At 46.7% G+C, this 18,873-nt stretch carries 16 protein-coding genes; 3 read left to right on the top strand and 13 right to left on the bottom strand.

What is annotated here, in order from left to right:
- Positions 1–249 precede the first annotated feature (249 nt).
- Positions 250–498 (top strand): hypothetical protein, encoded by a 249-nt coding sequence (locus C0033_RS27070; RefSeq protein ID WP_180994742.1) that lies wholly within the window; start codon positions 250–252, stop codon positions 496–498.
- A 258-nt stretch (positions 499–756) separates the two neighbouring features.
- Here C0033_RS27070 and sigE read toward each other — a convergent pair whose 3' ends face one another.
- The 4 genes from sigE to C0033_RS14345 all read right to left on the bottom strand — a co-directional run bounded on the left by sigE (position 757) and on the right by C0033_RS14345 (position 4,688).
- Positions 757–1,497 carry an RNA polymerase sporulation sigma factor SigE gene (sigE, locus tag C0033_RS14360; RefSeq protein ID WP_103228563.1) on the bottom strand — a complete coding sequence of 247 codons (741 nt, stop codon included), beginning with the start codon at positions 1,495–1,497 and terminating at the stop codon, positions 757–759.
- A 22-nt stretch (positions 1,498–1,519) separates the two neighbouring features.
- Positions 1,520–2,299 (bottom strand): sigma-E processing peptidase SpoIIGA, encoded by a 780-nt coding sequence (locus C0033_RS14355; RefSeq protein WP_103228562.1) that lies wholly within the window; start codon positions 2,297–2,299, stop codon positions 1,520–1,522.
- 221 nt (positions 2,300–2,520) lie between these two features.
- Complete coding sequence (gene brnQ, locus C0033_RS14350) at positions 2,521–3,861, bottom strand: branched-chain amino acid transport system II carrier protein (RefSeq protein ID WP_103228561.1); 1,341 nt, start codon at positions 3,859–3,861, stop codon at positions 2,521–2,523.
- Between the two features lie 17 nt (positions 3,862–3,878).
- Positions 3,879–4,688: an alpha/beta fold hydrolase gene (locus C0033_RS14345; RefSeq protein WP_103228560.1), complete on the bottom strand. Its 810-nt coding sequence runs from the start codon at positions 4,686–4,688 to the stop codon at positions 3,879–3,881.
- Positions 4,689–4,853: 165 nt separating this feature from the next.
- Here C0033_RS14345 and C0033_RS14340 point away from each other — a divergent pair, with 165 nt between their 5' ends.
- Positions 4,854–6,032, top strand: coding sequence for an alpha/beta fold hydrolase (locus C0033_RS14340; protein WP_103228559.1), 1,179 nt, complete (start codon positions 4,854–4,856; stop codon positions 6,030–6,032).
- Positions 6,033–6,199: 167 nt separating this feature from the next.
- Positions 6,200–7,267 (top strand): helix-turn-helix transcriptional regulator, encoded by a 1,068-nt coding sequence (locus C0033_RS14335; RefSeq protein WP_103228558.1) that lies wholly within the window; start codon positions 6,200–6,202, stop codon positions 7,265–7,267.
- Between the two features lie 71 nt (positions 7,268–7,338).
- On the opposite strand, the gene ftsZ is transcribed toward C0033_RS14335, so the two are convergent.
- The 9 genes from ftsZ to C0033_RS14290 form a co-directional block, all read right to left on the bottom strand.
- Entirely contained in the window at positions 7,339–8,535 is a 1,197-nt protein-coding gene (gene ftsZ / locus C0033_RS14330; RefSeq protein ID WP_103228557.1) for a cell division protein FtsZ, read from the bottom strand.
- Between the two features lie 140 nt (positions 8,536–8,675).
- Entirely contained in the window at positions 8,676–9,401 is a 726-nt protein-coding gene (locus C0033_RS14325; RefSeq protein ID WP_103228556.1) for an FtsQ-type POTRA domain-containing protein, read from the bottom strand.
- Positions 9,402–9,416: 15 nt separating this feature from the next.
- Positions 9,417–10,670, bottom strand: a complete 1,254-nt coding sequence (gene murA, locus C0033_RS14320; protein WP_103228555.1) for a UDP-N-acetylglucosamine 1-carboxyvinyltransferase — start codon at positions 10,668–10,670, stop codon at positions 9,417–9,419.
- Positions 10,671–10,772: 102 nt separating this feature from the next.
- The gene (locus C0033_RS14315) at positions 10,773–11,906 is read right to left on the bottom strand and encodes a putative peptidoglycan glycosyltransferase FtsW (protein ID WP_103228554.1); all 1,134 of its coding nucleotides are present in this window, start codon (positions 11,904–11,906) and stop codon (positions 10,773–10,775) included.
- A gap of 45 nt (positions 11,907–11,951) precedes the next feature.
- Positions 11,952–13,310, bottom strand: coding sequence for a UDP-N-acetylmuramoyl-L-alanine--D-glutamate ligase (gene murD / locus C0033_RS14310; RefSeq protein ID WP_103228553.1), 1,359 nt, complete (start codon positions 13,308–13,310; stop codon positions 11,952–11,954).
- A gap of 5 nt (positions 13,311–13,315) precedes the next feature.
- A complete protein-coding gene (gene mraY, locus C0033_RS14305; RefSeq protein WP_103228552.1) occupies positions 13,316–14,284 on the bottom strand; it encodes a phospho-N-acetylmuramoyl-pentapeptide-transferase in 969 nt (322 codons plus the stop codon).
- 62 nt (positions 14,285–14,346) lie between these two features.
- Positions 14,347–16,107, bottom strand: a complete 1,761-nt coding sequence (locus C0033_RS14300; protein WP_103228577.1) for a penicillin-binding transpeptidase domain-containing protein — start codon at positions 16,105–16,107, stop codon at positions 14,347–14,349.
- A 61-nt stretch (positions 16,108–16,168) separates the two neighbouring features.
- The gene (locus tag C0033_RS14295; RefSeq protein WP_103228551.1) at positions 16,169–18,397 is read right to left on the bottom strand and encodes a penicillin-binding transpeptidase domain-containing protein; all 2,229 of its coding nucleotides are present in this window, start codon (positions 18,395–18,397) and stop codon (positions 16,169–16,171) included.
- Complete coding sequence (locus tag C0033_RS14290; protein WP_103228550.1) at positions 18,375–18,863, bottom strand: septum formation initiator family protein; 489 nt, start codon at positions 18,861–18,863, stop codon at positions 18,375–18,377. Before C0033_RS14290 ends, C0033_RS14295 begins: the two co-directional genes overlap by 23 nt.
- Positions 18,864–18,873 lie beyond the last annotated feature (10 nt).

Below are 18,873 nucleotides of genomic sequence, written 5' to 3'. Positions count from 1 at the left end.
AGCAGTGAAGTCATAAGGAGTTCACTGCGAATGGGCGCGATCCTGTCTCTTTCTGTACTTGTGGGTCTTAGTATCACTTAGGGGCGAATCCCGAATCCCAATTGGCCTTTTTTCATTCTCCCCCGCCCGGGTTCCTGTAAAGACCGCCTCTCCCTTCCTCGCATCTCGATTCCGGGCTGGTTTTCGCTGGCCAGGTTAAAAACAATATTGGTGCGTAGGTATTTATGTAGAAGTACATTTACATGGATCATGAAGGGATTTTCTGAAATGCCTTCAGGTTTTACTTTAAACGTCAAGGCATTTCGCGAAAAGACCTCACCCTTTACATTAAATGGTGAAGGCATTTCTGAAAAAGCCCTCACGGTTGGTGTAAAAACTTACTCACAATTCACCAAATCTTTTTTATCCTCAGCAAGCCAAGCAACAGCCGGAAAGAAGGGGAAGCCCAGGCGGGTGGGGGAAGTATTAAGATCAATGGGATCGTATGGAACCCCTTAGATGTACTTAGATCCGCGAGGACAAAAAGAGACAGGTAGAAACTGAATTCCGAATCAGTTTCTAAGCGCCCCTTGAGCAGTGAAGTCATCAAGAGTTCACTGCGAATGGGCGCGCCCTGTCTCTTTTTGTCCTTGCGGGTCTTAGTACATCTTAGGGGCGAATCCCGAATCCCATTGATCTTAATACTTCCCCCGCCCGCCTGGGCTTCCCCTTCTTTCCGGCGTTTCTTATTCAGTTAAATAAAGATTTGCATCAATTTTACTCAAAGCGGACGATTTCTTTTTTTAGGCGTTTCATGATTTTCTTTTCTAAACGGGAGATATAGGACTGGGAAATTCCCAGCAAGTCTGCTACCTCTTTCTGTGTCATTTCATTGCCATCTTCGTTTGTCAGCCCAAAGCGCAGCTCCACAATCTTCCGCTCGCGGGGAGACAGGCGGCTGATGGCGGTTTTTAATAGCTTTTTCTCGATTTCATCTTCCATATCACGGTAAATGATATCTTCATCGGTTCCTAATATATCGGACAAAAGCAGCTCGTTTCCGTCCCAGTCCACATTTAACGGTTCGTCGATGGAAACCTCCATCTTTACCTTGTTGTTTCTTCTAAGGTACATGAGAATCTCATTTTCAATGCATCGGGACGCATAGGTGGCCAGTTTTATGTTTTTGCTTGGGTTAAAGGTGTTGATGGCTTTGATCAGGCCGATGGTTCCTATGGAGATCAGATCTTCCACGCCTACGCTGGTGTTGTCGAATTTCTTGGCAATATAGACTACCAGGCGCAGATTGTGTTCGATCAGGGACGCTTTGGCTTCTTTATCGGCTTCTGTTCCCAGTTTTCCGATCATGGTGGCTTCATTTTGGCTGTCCAGCGGGGCGGGAAGAATGTCCGCGCCTCCTATGTAATGCACCTCGCCCTGTTTTTGGAACAACAAGGTTGTAAAACCCGGTTTGGATTTGAACTGGAAACGGTTTGGTATGGATACTTTTATTATCATGGAAATCTCCTCCTTATTTGGTTTATTCGCCTGCGGTAACTTCCGCTTCATTTAACAGCATCTGATATTCCCCTCCCGGGGACAAAGGCTGTCTGCTGATCGCTACCAACGGCTTATTGACAGTTGTGTATATTCCGTTTTTTTCGACTACCATGGAATCCAGATAGATGCCAGGCATCATCCCCTCTCCGCCCACCGACTGAAACGGAATGTAGACAACGCCTGCCACCTGCTCACAAAAATCCGTGCATGCCTGGTAATCCAGAATATGTACCGGCCTGTGGCTCACAGGCTCATATAGATGATTTCCGGTATCCACAAGGGCTTGAAAGGTTCTGGTCTGTCCCCCGTAACTCAATGTGACCGGGTACAGGTGGCGGATTCTCTGCCTGACTTCCAAAAAAATATGCCACAGCCCTATGGAAAACAAATACGCGCAGGCGGTATAAAATATCCAAAAACGCGTATGCTGGTAAAAAGCATAGGAAAGCCCTGCCAGGCTGACCGTCGCAAGATAAAGTCCTGCCAGATATTTTATAAGCTCCTGTATGCCACGAACCGGAAATGCAATCTTAATCATCAGGGAACTGACCGCCAGCCAGGTAATCAGCATTTCCACAAAGACAGGAAGGAAATGCCAGACCGCCGCCGCACAGGCCCACAAAGCCCCGGTCAAACCGGCAGCTCCGATTTTCAGCCAGGTCGTTTTTCCCTTGAGAATAATTCTCAATGTATTGAGGACAAGACAGTCCATAACGAAATTAATCAGAAACAATACATCAATATATAAAACATGGGTCACCTGTCGTTATTCCACCTCCCTGCGCATTTTTCTCAGCTGTTTCAACTGCTAAGCTACATTATAGCCAGTTCAACTTTCAGATTTTGTCAAACCATGTAAGGAATCCTATTTTTTTCATCGGGAAATTTCTACAGATTTTGAACTTAAATGATAATAATAAAAAGCCCTCCCCCAAGGCTGTCTCCCAAAAAGGAGACGCCTTAGAGAAGGGCTTTTTCAATCTATTCTTTAAACATCGGATAACTCTCCAGACCTTTTGCTTTTATGATGACAGTCCCCACAATGAATCCAACTATGCTTGGGAATATCCACGCCATACCATAATTTGCTAAAGGAAGCATTCCATATAAATTCTCCAGAAATCCTAAATGGATGTTCACTCCCATATCGCTCAGCGCTTTTAACATATCATAAATGCCAATGAGAGCCGCCATTAACGTTGCCCCTTTCCAGGAACCATGATTCGGCACATACTTTTCGAATACGCCCAGAAGAGTGAGAATTATGGCAACCGGATACAGCAAAAAGAACGTGGGAAATGAAATCTTTATGATAGAGGATACTCCGATTGTTCCGATCAGAATTCCAACCGAACATCCAAAAATCACCATATATTGATATTTGATCTTTCCTTTCGTCAAAGTTTGTGTCATCGTGGCAATGGATGAGATAATGCCTGTGGATGTGGTCAGACACGCCAGGAAAACTGCGACTGACAGCGCGCCGCTGCCCACATTTCCTACTAACATTTTAACCAATCCGATCAATAACGCGGTCTGATCCGTATCTGCGGAGAAATAATCCATCCCTGTGGCCCCCAGATACAGCAATCCGCCGTAAACGATCAGCAGTCCGAAAAATGCCACAACCGCTGCCTTTAAGGTTATTCTGTCCATGCTTTTCTTATCTTTATACCCATAATCTTTGATGGAACTCACAAACATGGCTGCAACCACAATTCCCACTACCACGTCTCCGGTCTGATATCCGGTTAACAATGAATTGGTAAATGCGTTCGTAATTCCGGTATCCCCCGGAGTTCCGATGGGCTTCACGATGGACACAATCACAATTCCAACCAGGATAATCAAGAGAAACGGCGTCAAAATTTTACCGACGCGTTCCACAATCTTGGAAGGATTAAATACCAGATAAAAAACAAGTCCAAAATAGATTAAAAGTCCGATAAACAAAGCGATTTTAGAGCCGCCAAACTGAGGAAACAATCCAAAAAGCCCTGTCTCAATAGCGGTTCCTCCCTGCCTCGGAACGCCCAGACAGCCGGCAAATAAGATAAAAAATATCAGGTAAACGCCGCTGAACCATGGAGCCACCGGCCTGCAGAGTTTTTCCATTCTACCGTCCATATGCCCGATTGCAATTACCGTAAGAATCGGCAGAATAATTGCAGAAAATGTCAGTCCTGCAATTGCCGGCATCCACTTAGTTCCGGATGCAACCCCTATCGCAGGGGGAAAGATCAGATTACCCGCCCCGAAAAACACGGAAAATAATGCAAACCCAATAATAAAGCTGTGTACAAACTCTTTTTTCTTATCCATATCCCCAATCTCCTTATCTATTTCAGTCCGTTAAAAAATCCCAATACCGCAGATATGATTTCGCCCCGGTTCCAATTCATGCCATGATCGGTTGCGACTTCCAGCAGGTTTGCTTTTTCTCCCTTAAACTCAGAAACCGCATTTTTCAGCTTATCAATATGATTTTCTCTTGCCAGCACCTCGTCTTCCGTTCCTGCAATCAGCAATACCTCTTTTTCTGCGGCTGCCTTGGCATATGTATCCAGTGAAAACCGGGACAGATTCTCCTCTGCTTCCGCTTTGCTCGCTTCCCAGGAAAAACCTTTCAGCCAGGGTGCAAATTCCTTGTCGTAAACATCTGCCACCTGCTTCTCTGCCTGGGGGCTCGTTCCTGCCGTTTTAAAGTCTTCCGCAACGTTTGCAGGCATGATAATCACTCCCGCCTTAATAAACGCATTCCCGGCAAGCCCATAGCAGGCCATCAGCCCTCCCAAACTATGCCCCAGAATAAATACCCGGTTCAGATCAAACAGCCCGTCTTCATTTCTTCTCACATAAGCTGCCACCGAATCCACGTCTTCCTGGCAGTTTGCAAAAGAATACGTTCCGTCGCTCCCCCAGCATCCGCTGTAATGAAAAGAAATTGTACAAAATCCCTGATCCCGCAGGGCGACGGCAAAATCCAGAAGCTTTTCCGTTCCCGGTAGGCCGTGGCAGATGATGACCACCGGATATGGCATGCTGCCTCCGGGCGTATAGATCGTTGTGAATATACGGCCTCTGTTTCCCGGGATAAAAACTCCCATGGAGGCCGGTTTCGTTTCCAATAACGCTTCATCCTTGTCCATTTATTTTCCCCCTTACCTTGTCTTTTATAAATTAAATTATAGAAAGGAACGCTACCTCTTTCACTAAACAAAATCAGGATTCGAACTATAATATTATCTGATGATTGTTATCAAAAAAGGAATATGATAGAATGATTTTATGCTATCAAGAGAAGGGGATTTGCGATGGATATTCATACATTATATCAGGATACGCTTTATTCTGAAAAGGAAGCTTCTTTGTATTCGCCCATAATCACCGGCAGGCAGGGACGGCTTCTTGGCACTCTGTATACCGCCGGGGGAAAACATCTGCATCCCGTGGTTGTGCTGGCCCATGGATTTCCCGGACATGAAAAGAGCCTGGATCTGGCCCAGGCGCTGCGGAGAGCAGGATTTCACGTTCTGTTTTTTTCCTATAGTGGAAGCTGGGGAAGCCCGGGCACCTATTCATTTCAGAACAGTTTAGACGATACCAGTTCGGTTCTGAATTTTATCCTTTCCGATCAAACCTTTGGTTTTGATAAAAATCAGATCTTTTTTATCGGTCACAGCCTGGGCTGCGTCTCGGCAGCTTATGCCATTGCCGCCCATCCGGAAGTGAAAGGCGGCGCTTTTATTATGCCCTGCGATTTGGGGAAAATCTGTATGCACAGCCATGTGAACAAGGAAGCCCGCAGCGATCTGCTCAAAAACTTGGAAGAAGGCCTGCCCTTTTTAAGCGGCGCCACACTGGAAACTCTAATTGATGAATTGGACCGCAGTCCTGAATTATTTTCCTTTCTCACCTATATAGATAAACTGGCTTCAAAACCGTTACTTTGGATCAGCAGTAAAACAGATCCCATCGCTCCCGAACAGACCAGCACGATCCCATTTATGACGGAACTGAAAAAATATCCCGATTCTAAAGTCTGTTGGAAACGGTTTTCAACCGATCACTATTTTTCCAATAAGCGGGTGCAGATCACCCTGGATATTACAAACTTTCTCTTAGATAATATTGAGCACAGCAAAGCCACTATCAATTATGCATCTTTTAAAGAGGAACTGGCGGAGCTTATCAAACAACAGTATAAAACGCTTACCTTAAAAGAGGTTGCCTCATATTTTCATCTGAGCACCTCTCATACCAGCAGCCTGATAAAACAACAAACCGGCCAGACGCTTTCCGGTCTTCTGCTCGATGAAAAGATGCTGCACGCTCAGACTCTGCTGGTTGACACTTCTCTTTCCATCACACAGATCGCGGCTTACTTAGGATATAAAAACGATTCCTATTTTATGATGGTGTTTAAAAAATATTTCGGCTGTACGCCCTCCCAATACCGGCTTCAAAAGTCATCTTCCGGCCGGCCCGAATAATAACAGGCAAAACCAAGCAGGGCGGAATTTAACTTACAGTTAATTTTAAATACTTATATTTAATAACCGTTCAATTGTGGCCGCATAAATCTTCTGTTACAATAAATACAGTACTTCTTCCGGAGAGTATAGAAAAAACCTTTTACGGGGAATCAGGAGATGATGCAATGCCGATTAATCATGTGATAAGAGAAAAAAGAAAAGAACTGGGGCTGACCCAGGAACAGGTAGCCGGTTATCTTGGCGTGTCCACCCCGGCTGTGAATAAGTGGGAAAAAGGTTCCGCCAACCCGGATATCGCACTTTTACCTGCCTTAGCCCGGCTCCTCAATGTGGATTTAAATACGCTTCTCTGTTTCAACGAAGGCTTAACGAAACAGGAAATCGACCATTTTATATCGGAATTATCCGGTGTCATTAAAAAGCATGGAATCGAAACAGGATTTAAAAAAGGAATTGAAAAAGTGAGGGAATATCCAAACTGCCCGCCTCTGATCCATCTGACCGCTATCACACTGGAATTTGCACTGCTCATGTCGGGAATGCATGCAGATGATAAAAAACCATATGAAGACGAAATTCTGGCACTGTATGAACGAAACGCGGCTTGCGATGACCCGCAGATGAAAGCCCGGTCCGCATATATGCTGGTTTCCAAATACATGAACCGCGGGGAAACCCAGAAGGCTAAGGAGCTGTTAGACCAGATGCCGGAACCGGAAACCCCGGATAAAAGACTTCTCGAAATCGATCTTTTAATCAATCAGGGGGAACTGGACCGCGCGGAAGAATTATTGGAGAGAAAACTGCTGTCCAAGACCAGCGAGATGATGATGCTTTTCACAAAACTGACGGATATTGAACTGAAACAGGGAAATGAGGAAAACGCTTCCCGAATCGCAGAAATATTCAGCCATACGGCAAAACAGCTGGAACTCTGGGATTACACCAGCTATGTGGTTTCCTTAGGCGTGGCCGTACAGCAGGAGAACATTCCCGAAAGCCTTTCCATCTTAAAATCCATACTGGCCGCAGCCGAAAAGCCATGGGAGACGGAAAAGACCCTTTTATACCGCCATATCAACTCAAAAGCGCCAAAAGACCAGCCGGTCACCCAGGCATCTCTCATGCTTCCCCCTCTGCTGGCCGAATTGGAGAGCAGCCCGAGATACGGCTTTCTACAGTCAAACGCGGAATTTCAGCAGCTGATCAGATCTTACCGCTCCAAATACTAACCCGCCCTTAACAGTACAGAAAGCAGCAGGACATCGCTCTCCTGCTGCTTTTCTCTGTATAAATAAATGGATTACTGTCTCTTATTCTTTAAGAAATCCGGGATATTGATCTGCATCTCTTTGTTGGCTGCCGGACGGAATGTCGTCTGTGGAGTTGCAGGTGTATATGGCGGAGTATAAGTAGTAGCCGTCTCCTTCTGAGGCTGAACAGATGGCTGTGGAGCCGGTGACGGAGCTGCTGTCTTAGGTTTAAACTTATAGAATTCTTCAATCGGCTTCTCTGCCGTCTTAGCCGTGGCTGCGCTCATGCCGCTGCCGGAAGCATCCAGGCCTGTTGCGATAACGGTGATGCTGGCTTCGTCCTGAGCCGTCTCGTCATACATCGCACCGAAGATGATATTAGCATCATCGCCTGCCAGTTCCTGAACATAGCTGGCCGCTTCGTTGGCTTCGATCAGGCTGATATCGCCGGAAATGTTGATGATAACATGGGAAGCGCCTTCGATGGTTGTCTCAAGAAGCGGGCTGGAAACTGCCTGTTTAACAGCTTCGATAGCCTTATCATCGCCTTTGGCCTTACCGATACCGATATGGGCGATTCCTTTATCGATCATAACGGTCTGAATATCAGCAAAATCCAGGTTGATTAAACCAGGAACATTGATTAAGTCTGTAATGCCCTGAACCGCCTGCTGAAGCACTTCATCCGCCTTCTTTAATGCATCCGGCATAGTCGTTCTTCTGTCTACGATCTCCAGCAGTTTATCGTTCGGAATTACAATCAGAGTGTCTACGCTCTCTCTTAAACGGTCTAAGCCGTTCAGCGCATTGGACATACGCGTCTTCGCTTCAAAACGGAAAGGTTTTGTCACAACGCCTACTGTCAGGATTCCCATATCTTTTGCAATCTTAGCAACAACCGGTGCTGCACCGGTTCCGGTTCCGCCGCCCATACCGCAGGTAACGAACACCATGTCCGCACCCTTCATAGCCTGTGCAAGCTCTTCAGAACTTTCCTCAGCTGCCTTTTCACCGATCTCCGGCTTCGCTCCCGCACCAAGTCCCTTAGTCAGCTTCTCACCGATCTGCATAGCAGTGGGAGCCTTGCAGAACTGCAGCGCCTGCTTGTCCGTATTCACGCCGATAAATTCAACACCTGCGATATTCTCATCGATCATGCGGTTTACTGCGTTATTACCAGCACCGCCAACACCTATTACTATGATTCTTGCAGAATTCTCTGCTTCATTTATTTTAATCTCTAACAAGAACGTATCCTCCTTTAACAAACTGCAATCTATCTATTTGCTCCATTCCAACTGTAATCCTAAAACTAGTCTATGTAATACTATATTTTATTTCAACAAAAATATCAACCACTTTTTCATAACTTTTTAAAAAACATCTTTTATTTCCTGATAAAGGAAAACCACATATCTCCCTTGGTTTCGTCATAGGTGTCCAGATATAAGGTTCCGGCTTGTCCGGCCAGAACAGGGAGCTGGTCGCGCAGCGTGGCGATCTTGCCGCTGATGTCGCTGTTGTCTCCCAGCACCACCGCAATATCCCCGATATGTAAAGTGGCTTGTCCATGTTTGTCATATTGAATCTTGTCCACGGCGATCTCATACATGGATAAAACCTGGGTCAGGTTTAATATCTCTTCAAAGATCTTTTGGTTCTCCACCGGAAGAGGCTGGTGCAGGACGATATGCCCGAATTTCAAACCGGTAATCCATGGAATACCGTCCAGTTCTGTCCCTGTGCTCTCCACAATGATGCCGTCCTTATCAAAATACATATAACTGCTCATATAAGACACATAACCTACCACACTTTTTTCATACACAATGATCTCGACCTGGTTAAGCCCCTGGAACACAATTTTGTAATCCTCCACAAAGGGAATCTGTTCATGAGGCTGAAACCTGTCTCTCAGATAGCAGACAACCGTATTCCAATCCCACTGGTCATGAAAAACCAGATCCACGATCTGTTCGTCCGTATACTGTTTGTTTCCGGATACCGTAACGGTCTTTATGTTCACAGACAGCACCAGGATTCCGGCAGCTAAAAAGACTGCCAGAACGATACCGATTATCATTTTTCCTTTGTTCTTTGAGGAATCTGTCATACTTATTCTCCTGTTTCAGGATACCTGATACTCAATATTCGCGCCAAGGTATCTCAAATCTCTGCATATGTCTTCATAACCTCTCATGATGTGGTAACACTGTCCGATGGTGGTTATTCCCTCGGACGCCAGCGCAGCCACCACTAAAGCTGCTCCTCCCCTTAAATCCCTGGCCTCCACAAAGGCTCCCGACAAAGGGTAGCTCCCAAAAATCCGTGCTTCTCTTTCATGAATTTCTATCTTGGCGCCGAGCTTCACCAGCTCTTTTGCCGTTTCAAATCTTCCTTCGAATACATTTTCAATCAACACGCTGTCCCCTTGGGCAACAGACATGGCCGCCATAACGGGAGACTGAAGGTCTGTAGGAAACTGCGGATAGGGACCTGTCTCCAAATAAAGAGGCAGAGGCCTTGTTTTGGACGACAGCATCAGCCGCCTGTCTTCCGCTTCGATCTCCACACCCATCTTTTCAAACTCTGCCAGCACCCGGTTCATATGCTGGGAACGGACTCCATTTAATATGACGTTTCCTCCCGCAGCGGCTGCAGCCGCCATATAAGTTCCGGCCACAATCCGGTCGCCGGCCACATGGTAAGAAGAATCGTGGAGTTTCCGTCCTCCGGCGATGCGGATAACGGAGGTTCCCGCCCCTTCAATTTGCGCCCCCATATTAATAAGGAAAAGACACAGTTCCTCAATCTCCGGTTCCCGTGCCGCTCCGTGGATCAAGGTATCCCCTTCTGCCTGCACTGCGGCCAGCAGCGCATTCTCCGTAGCCCCTACGCTGGGATAGGATAACCGGATCTCACTGCCCTTTAAACGGCACGCACGGGCATAGACGTGTTCTTCCTTTTCCAATATCTCGGCTCCAAGGCACCGCAGTGAATATAAATGCAGGTCGATGGGCCTCTTGCCGATGGAACAGCCGCCCGGATACTGGGTAACGGCCTCTCCGCACCTTCCCAGCAGCGCTCCCAGAATCATAATGGAAGAACGCATGCTTCTGACATAATGCTCAGGTATGCTGGCCGAAGTGATGGAAGAAGCGTCGATCACCATCCTGTGACCTTCAAAACTGCACACACATCCCAGATATTCTAAAATCCCCATCATACAAAATACATCCTGTATTCTGGGGACATTTTCAATAACTGTTGTTCCTGTATTCAGAATAGCTGCCGCCATCATAGGAAGAACCGCATTTTTGGAACCCTGGATCTCAATCTCACCCTTTAAGGAATGTAACCCTTCAACCTGAATCGTAGACAATCTGCTACCTCCCACGGTTTTCTATATTATATCCTATGTATAAAAGGTTAATAATGAACCTTGTTCGCTCAGGCTTTCCTCTTTGGGTATGTAATTATTTAATTATTTTTCTAATTTTATCTGGTTTGCCACGCTTAGGACCATTCCCATCTCTATCATGAGGAACAGCACCGACGTACCCCCGTAACTGATAAACGGAAGGGTAATTCCCGTATTGGGAATCGTGTTGGTAACAACTGCGATATTCAGGATAACCTGAATCGCGATATGGGCCATTACGCCCACCACGATCAGCGCCCCGAACAGGTCGGGAGCATTGCCCGCAATCAGCATGAACCGGTAGATCATGAATAAAAAGATCAGGATCACCGACACCGCCCCGAATAATCCCAGCTCTTCACAGATGATGGAAAAGATCATATCGTTCTGGGCCTCCGGCACGAATCCCAGCTTCTGAATGCTCTCTCCCAGGCCTTTTCCCACCAGACCGCCTGATCCGATGGCATAAAGCCCCTGAAGCACCTGGTAACCGCCTGTAGACGGATAGGCTTCCGGATTCAGCCATACATTGATACGGCTCAGCTGGTAAGGCTTTAATATCTTCATAGCCGTCAGCGCATGGGCGATGGGCGCCGCAAATATGATGCCGGACACACCCACAATTCCGCACATGAAAAACGGCCATTTCTTCTTGCATGCGATAAACAGCATGACGAACGCGATACCGCAGATGATAATACCGGAACTCAGGTTATTCATGGCTACAAGGCCCGCCAAGGGCAAAGTGATCAGAATTACCACCACCACGGCCTTCAGACGGTTTATATTGCGCCCCATCAGGGTGATGACTGTTGCCAGTATAACGATCAGCGTGATCTTTACAAGCTCTGTCGGCTGAAATGACAGGGAACCAAAGCCCAGCCATCTTCTCTTACCATTGACTTCACGGCCGAACAGCGACACCGCTACCATCAGGATGAAAGAAAGAATGTAGGCAAATACGGCAAACTTCGAATACCAGTGATAGTCCATCTTGGAGATGATAATCATCAGAAAAAAGCCTCCAAGGGCAATCTTCGCCTGTTTCACCATGAAAAAGCCGGCATTCTCATACTTTATCTGCGCCGTATAGGAACTGGCGCTGTAAATCATGATCAAACCGAATATGGTCAGGAAAATGATGGTAAAGAGCAGGCTGTAATCATAAAAACGTCTGACTTTTTTCTTTTTTGCCATCCGGTTCCTCCTTCCCTGCCGCCTGATGCCGGTTTGGCGTTATGATTATAGATTTCTTACACATTCTTTGAAAATCTCGCCGCGTTCTTCATAGTTGCTGAACATGCCCCAGCTGGCGCATGCCGGCGATAAGAGAACACAGTTGCCGGAATCCGCATAAACCGAGCATACCCGAACAGCCTCCGCCATATCTTCCGCATACATGATATCCGTAAATCCGTGGGCTTTTGCGCATTCTGCAATCTTATCCCTGGTCTGGCCGATCAGCACCATATAACGGACCCTTCCTTCAAACGATTCGATCCATTCATCGTACTCGGAATTCTTGTCATAACCGCCCGCAATCAAAATGATGGGGCCCGGCATGGCCTTGATCGCCTGAATCGCCGCATCCGGGTTGGTACCCTTGGAATCGTTGTAGTATTTCACCCCAAAGCGCTCCATCACAAATTCAATCCGGTGTTCCACGGCCTTGAATTCCTTCACCACTTTGCGGATTGTCTCCATCGGAACATCCATGTTGACGGCAATGGCCACAGCCGCCATCACATTCTCATAATTATGTTTTCCCAGAAGCTGAAGCTCGTGCACATCCGCCACTTCAGTGACTGTTTTTCCATGCTTATAGACAATTATATCACCATCCAGATAAACGCCTTCTTCCAATTTCTGAGAACTGCTGAAATATACCACTTTCGGCTGCAGCTCTTCATTTTTTCCGAATTCCCGCAGAACCTCATCGTCGTAATTCAACACGCAGACATCGTCTTTTGTCTGGTTCATCGTGATGCTCTCCTTCACCTGGATATAGCATTCCATGGTGTGATGGCGGTTTAAATGATCCGGGGTAATATTTAAAATAGCGCTGACATTGGGCCGGAAATCCATGATGGTTTCCAGCTGAAAGCTGCTGACTTCCGCCACCGTAACCGAATCGTCCTCCGTGCTGAGCGCAATCTCAGTATAGGGAATGCCGATATTGCCCACCACGAATACGTTCTCATAATGGGCCTTCATGATCTCGCCCGTAAGCGCCGTGGTGGTGGTTTTTCCATTGGTTCCTGTAATCGCAGCCAGTTTTCCCTTGGAACAGTGGTATGCCAGCTGGATCTCACTCCAGATCGGTATCTTTAAATCGTCCAGTACGGCCACGAAAGGGGCCTCCAACGGGATTCCGGGGCTGATGATGCAAAGTTCCACGCCCAGCAGGTCGGAACGCTTTAAATCGCCTAAAACAATGGTCACTCTGGAGGAATCTTCAAAATTCTCTTTCAGTTCATCCGGGTCCTGATTCATATTTCCATCATAAAGAACTACTTCTCCCCCAATCTCCAGAAGAAGCTTAGCTGCTGCAATTCCGCTTTTTCCTGTACCTGCAACGATAACTTTCTGACTCATGTTCATTCCTCCTATAATCCTAAGTATGCGACCAGACAGAGAATGGCTGTCGTGATAGAGAATACGGCAACAACCCTGGTTTCAGACCATCCGCACAATTCGAAATGATGATGGATCGGTGCCATTTTAAAAATACGTTTTCCGCCTGTCTTTTTAAAATAAGTAACCTGTATGATAACAGATAAGACTTCCACCAGATAGATCAGGCCTATGATGGCGATAAACAGCGGCATTCTCATCATAAATGCGCTGGCCGCCACAAAGCCGCCCAAAGCTAATGATCCCGTATCGCCCATGAAAACCTTGGCCGGGTATACGTTAAACAGCAGAAATCCCAAAAGGCTTCCCACGACTGCTCCGGTAATCGGGCTGATTCCGCTCTTTTCTCCGATGGCGATGATTGTCATAAAGGTGGCAACCAATATGGTAACGCTTGTGCAGAGACCGTCCAGTCCGTCCGTAAAGTTCACTCCGTTATCGGTTCCCAGCATGACAAAGAATACGAAAGGTATAAAAAGCCATCCCAAATCCATATACAAACCGTTCTTGAATCCGCCGGTAAACGGGATCAGAATCGCAGTTCCCACTTCCCCTGAATTGACCAGGTAATATGCGAATATTCCGGTGATTACAATCTGTCCAAGGATCTTCTGCATCGGATTAAGGCCCTCTGAACGCTTCATTACAATTTTAATATAATCGTCCAAAAAACCAATAATACCAAAACCTACCGTAACGAAAAGCACTGGAATTATCTTTGGATAAGATCGGATATAAAACAAAGACGTAATGATAATGCTGGTTAAGATCATCAGGCCGCCCATGGTAGGCGTGCCGGATTTTTTCAAATGGGCCTGCGGACCGTCTTCCCGGACCTGCTGGCCAAATTTCAGTTTGTGAAGAAACGGAATCACTATCGGACACAGAACCGCGCTGATAGCAAAGGCTATAATAATTGCCAATATAGTTTCATTAATCATATCGCACCTCAAATTCTTATGTATACATTCAGTCAATAGTATACGTCTTTTTTTCCGAATAATCAACCATAGATTCGAAACGCCGCAGCAGTTTCTTCCTGTTCTGCTTCTATTCCCAGATAAGGAAGAATGTTCTTAAAAATATCGGCAACAACAGGCGCCGCAATGGTTCCTCCGTAGTAAATTCCGATCGGTTCATCGATGGTAATTAACGCGATTACCTGTGGATCATTGGCAGGAGCGAAGCCGATAAAGGAGGAAATATATCGTTTCAGGCTTCTTGGAAGCTTTTCCGAAGTGGCGGTTTTTCCGCCGATCCGGTACCCCTCTAAGGCAGCCTTTTTTCCGCTTCCTTCCGATACCACCTTTTCCAGAATAAATCTCATGGTCTCGCTGGTTTCTTCGGATACAATCCCTTTTTGAACAGGATAGTCAAAGGTGTGAATCACATCTCCATCCTCGTTAACCGCGCTCACCCCAAAATGAGGCGTGATCCGGTTCCCCCCGTTAATAATGGAAGAAACGGTTGTGATCAGCTGCATGGGCGTGATCTGAAAGGACTGGCCGAAGGATACGGTTGCCAGCTCTACCAAACCCATATTTTCCTTTTTGTGCATGATGGTGGCTGCTTCTCCCGGCAGGTCCACGCCGGTTTTTCCTTTCAGGCCGAACTGGTTGAAATACTTGTAATAAGCGTCCACGCCCAGCCTCTGTCCCACGTCGATGAATACAGGGTTGCAGGAATTCATGGCTCCCTGTAAAAATGTCTCGCCTCCGTGACCCCCCACTTTGTGACACCGGATCTTCCGGTCCTCCACCACCCGGAAGCCGGGACAGGAAAAGGTATCGTCCAATTTTACCACGCCCTCTTCCAAACCGGCTGCCGCCGTGATGATCTTAAAGGTGGACCCCGGCTCATAGGTATCATTGATACAGGTATTTCTCCACATCTGGTTTAAAAGTTCCTGCTTTTCACTACCGGAAACGGGTACCTCAGGCTCGTAGTTCAGCGTAAACGGTTCATTTAAATTGAATTCCGGTACATTTACCATGGCCATGATCTCGCCGTTTTTCGGATTCATGATGATGACGGAGACTCTCTGAGCCCCTTTCTTTTCCATAACCTGATAAGCAGCCTGTTCGGCATACTTTTGAATATTCACATCCAGGCTGATATGCAGGTCATTGCCCGCAATCGGTTCCACCCTGTCTTCAAATGCATTTTCTATCTCGATTCCCGCCGCATCCGTCATGGTGAGAATCGTGCCGTTCATCCCTTTTAAGTAATCTTCATATTTCACTTCCAGGCCGATGATGCCCTGATTGTCCCCTCCGGTAAAACCAAGCACCTTGGAAGCCAAGGAATCATAGGGATAATAGCGCTTGTAATCCTCATCCACTTTGACGCCTGCCAGATGATAGGTTCTGATCTTATCCCCAAGGGCCTTATCCACATTGGTTTTAACGATCTCCCTGGAACTGTATTTCTCCACTTTTTTTCTGATTGTTTCCTCATCAATCCCCAATTCCTCGCTGAGCACCTTTACTACGTTGTCAGGGTCTTTGATCTGATTGTGGATGACGGAAATGGTACAGACGGTTCGGTTCGTCGCTATGACAACACCATTGGCGTCAATGATATTGCCTCTGGCTGCTTTGATGGTTCTTTCTCTCTCATGAAGGTCCTGTGCCATGGCACTGTAGTGTTCTGAGCGGAAAACCATAAGAAAAAACAGCCGTCCCATCAGTCCCATCATGGCTAAACATGACAGGAGACACAGGATGGCTATCTTTCCTCTATGATGCGTTTTATTTGAATTCATAACCTGTTCCATCCATCACTCATTGTTACAGTATATGACAGAACTGGATTTTTATGAGTTTCTAAAATGGATTTGCAGGGATTGTTTCCATCGGCTCCGTGCTGTCCAGTCCCGGAGGCGCACCCGGAAGCTCCTGATCTCCCTCATCCGCGCCTCCTACCGGAGCCTCTTCATCCGGATAAGTCTGCGGTTCTGAAGGCTGGGTCTCGGCAGGTGTTTCCGTTTCTCCGCCGGCTTCTGAGGACGGCTGGGTCTCGTCGGCTTCCTTTGTCTCCGCTTCTGATTGTGTGATTCCATCCTTTTCAGGCTTGGCGGCATTATCGGCCGGAGCATCCGGAATATCGGAAGTCGGGAATACATTCAGATAAGGAAGCATCTGAGTCATAATCTTCTGGAACAGGCCGCTGGCAAATGTACTGTGGGCCTGCTGTTCGCCCGGAGGAAGATTAGGCGTATCGATAACCACATATAAAAACACCTGCGGATCGTCCGCCGGGGCAAATCCTGCAAAGGATACCAGATAATTCTTATCGGCACGGGGATATTTTTCCGCAGTACCTGTTTTTCCGCCCACTTCGTATCCCACCACTCTGGCGCCTTTACCGGTACCCATGGGATCGTTGACCGTCTTATCCAGCGCTTTCTTGATAAACTCGCTGGTGGATTCCGAAACGGTTTCTCTTACCAGCCTGGGTTCCACTTTTTTTACGACAGCACCCTGTTCATTGAGCACCTGCTTTACTACATGAGGTTCATAGTAGGAACCTCCGTTGATCACAGAACAGAATGCGGCGGCAAGCTGCACCATGGTGCAGTTGTAGTTCTGTCCAAAGGAGTTGGTCGCAAGGTCCGCCGCTCCCATATCCTCCGCACTGAAAAGCAAGGTGCTCGTTTCCGCTTCGCCCGGAAGATCGATTCCGCTTTTGCTTCCAAAGCCAAATAATCTCTGGTATTTGGCAAACCGGTCTCTTCCTGTTAGGGCGGCGATCTGCATCATTGCGTCATTACAGGATACCATTAAGGACTGCTCTAACGTTAAAAGCCCGTGGCCGTATTTGTTGGAGCATTTAATCTTCCATTTGCCCACCTGCTGATATCCGTCGCAGTTATAAGTGCTGTTTGCATTAATCAGCCCTTCTTCCATCGCGGCCGCCACAGTGAATATCTTGGACGGGGAACCCGGCTCATAGGTATCGCTGACACAGAAATTTCTCCAAAGCTGGTTCCATGCCACCTGCTGTCCCAGGGAAAGGACTTCATCCCTGCTGTAATGCTCGTAAATCTGATCCTCTGTGATCTTATTGCCGTTGTTCTTTCTCCTGTAATCATCCATGGCTTCTTTTTCACCGAGGGCAATCAGCTGCGTATCCGTATATCCGCTTAAATCCCTTGGATTATTTAAGTCATAGGTATGGCTGGTTGCCATTCCCAGAATCTCACCGTTATTGGGATTCATGGCGATCACTGCAGTTGTCTTTCCGCCCAACTCCGCCTCAAATTCCGCAATATTTTTTTCAATAATATTCTGGACATTGACATCGATGGTGGATACCACAGTATTCCCGTTTTCCGCCGGTTTTATCACCCGTTCCAGATTGGAATCGTCGTTCAGATAGCCGTATTCCCTGCCGTTGGTGCCGATCAGGGTACTGTTGTAGTACTGTTCAATCCCACCGGTTCCAAGGCTGCCGTCGCTGGTGGAAAATCCGATCACATTGCAGGCCAGGGAATTATACGGATAGGCTCTCTTATATTCGTCTTCAAACCAGATTCCCTTGACTCTGGCCTGGGTATCGTTCTTGTAATTGGCCTCATTGGTATCCTTAATCAGCTTTTCAAACTCTTCTTTCTGATCCAAAGAAAGCCTTCTGCTGTATCTGACATAGGCCGTATCCCGCTTTTCCTGGATCAATGTCCGAAGTTCATTGGCATCGTATCCAAAATAGGTGGAAAGCGCCGTCACCGTGGCATCCAGATAGTTCTTCTCATCGGACATGATCTGCTTGGGATCTATAATTAAATTGTAAACTTTTTCACTGATTGCCAGATAGGTGCCATTCCGGTCCACAATATTGCCCCTGCGGTACGGGATCACCCGGCTGTCATAGGACTGCTGGGAAAGCACGATCTGGGTATAATCTTCATTCTTCTCTTTCGTTAAATTGTAAAGGACCATCACCAATGCAAACAAAGCCAGCGTAATTACCAAAATGGTAATCGCCAGCTTTTCCTGCATATATTTCTGAAAGGTCTTTTCACGCTTTGGATTAGTGTTTCGGGATGTCTTCATACTGTCTTACATACTCACTTTCCGTCTTGTCATACAAAAGAACCTGATCTTTATTCGCATAAACCATCCCCAATTCTTCTGTAGCCACTTTATAAACATAATCCAAGTCAACGTAAGTATTAATTCTGGTTTCCAACGCATCATTCTGCGATTTCAGCACTTCTACTTCTTTTTCCAAGTTCTCGATATTATGTATTCTGGCCGTTATCGAAGATTGAATATGCAAATAATTAACACACAAATATAACGCACAAATTGCCGCAACTGTAAGAGCCAGCAAATATGGAAGATCCATATTAAGCGCTTTTGCCTGATTTCTTCTTACTGTATGGTCTACAGCAGAATGATGTTTAATTTCAGGTGTCCGCTTAGCCGGGCGCTTCTCCGGAGAAGCGATCTTACGCACTGTATTACCTTCGATGTACTCGTGGTGCCTGTTCACTGGCGCCTGACGTCTAGTAGCCATACTCCTATCC

Origin of the sequence: Clostridium sp. chh4-2 (assembly GCF_002899675.1) — a bacterium.
In the GTDB taxonomy this organism is placed as follows: domain Bacteria; phylum Bacillota; class Clostridia; order Lachnospirales; family Lachnospiraceae; genus CHH4-2.
Note: the sequence above shows the minus strand (reverse complement) of the source record. Positions and strands in the feature narration are given on the sequence as shown.

Coding starts and splice junctions, on each gene's coding strand:
- C0033_RS27070 (WP_180994742.1), top strand. CDS start 250: ATGAAGGGATTTTCTGAAATGCCTTCAGGTTTTACTTTAAACGTCAAG.
- sigE (WP_103228563.1), bottom strand. CDS start 1,497: ATGATAATAAAAGTATCCATACCAAACCGTTTCCAGTTCAAATCCAAA.
- brnQ (WP_103228561.1), bottom strand. CDS start 3,861: ATGGATAAGAAAAAAGAGTTTGTACACAGCTTTATTATTGGGTTTGCA.
- C0033_RS14345 (WP_103228560.1), bottom strand. CDS start 4,688: ATGGACAAGGATGAAGCGTTATTGGAAACGAAACCGGCCTCCATGGGA.
- C0033_RS14340 (WP_103228559.1), top strand. CDS start 4,854: ATGGATATTCATACATTATATCAGGATACGCTTTATTCTGAAAAGGAA.
- C0033_RS14335 (WP_103228558.1), top strand. CDS start 6,200: ATGCCGATTAATCATGTGATAAGAGAAAAAAGAAAAGAACTGGGGCTG.
- C0033_RS14325 (WP_103228556.1), bottom strand. CDS start 9,401: ATGACAGATTCCTCAAAGAACAAAGGAAAAATGATAATCGGTATCGTT.
- C0033_RS14315 (WP_103228554.1), bottom strand. CDS start 11,906: ATGGCAAAAAAGAAAAAAGTCAGACGTTTTTATGATTACAGCCTGCTC.
- murD (WP_103228553.1), bottom strand. CDS start 13,310: ATGAACATGAGTCAGAAAGTTATCGTTGCAGGTACAGGAAAAAGCGGA.
- mraY (WP_103228552.1), bottom strand. CDS start 14,284: ATGATTAATGAAACTATATTGGCAATTATTATAGCCTTTGCTATCAGC.
- C0033_RS14300 (WP_103228577.1), bottom strand. CDS start 16,107: ATGAATTCAAATAAAACGCATCATAGAGGAAAGATAGCCATCCTGTGT.
- C0033_RS14295 (WP_103228551.1), bottom strand. CDS start 18,397: ATGAAGACATCCCGAAACACTAATCCAAAGCGTGAAAAGACCTTTCAG.
- C0033_RS14290 (WP_103228550.1), bottom strand. CDS start 18,863: ATGGCTACTAGACGTCAGGCGCCAGTGAACAGGCACCACGAGTACATC.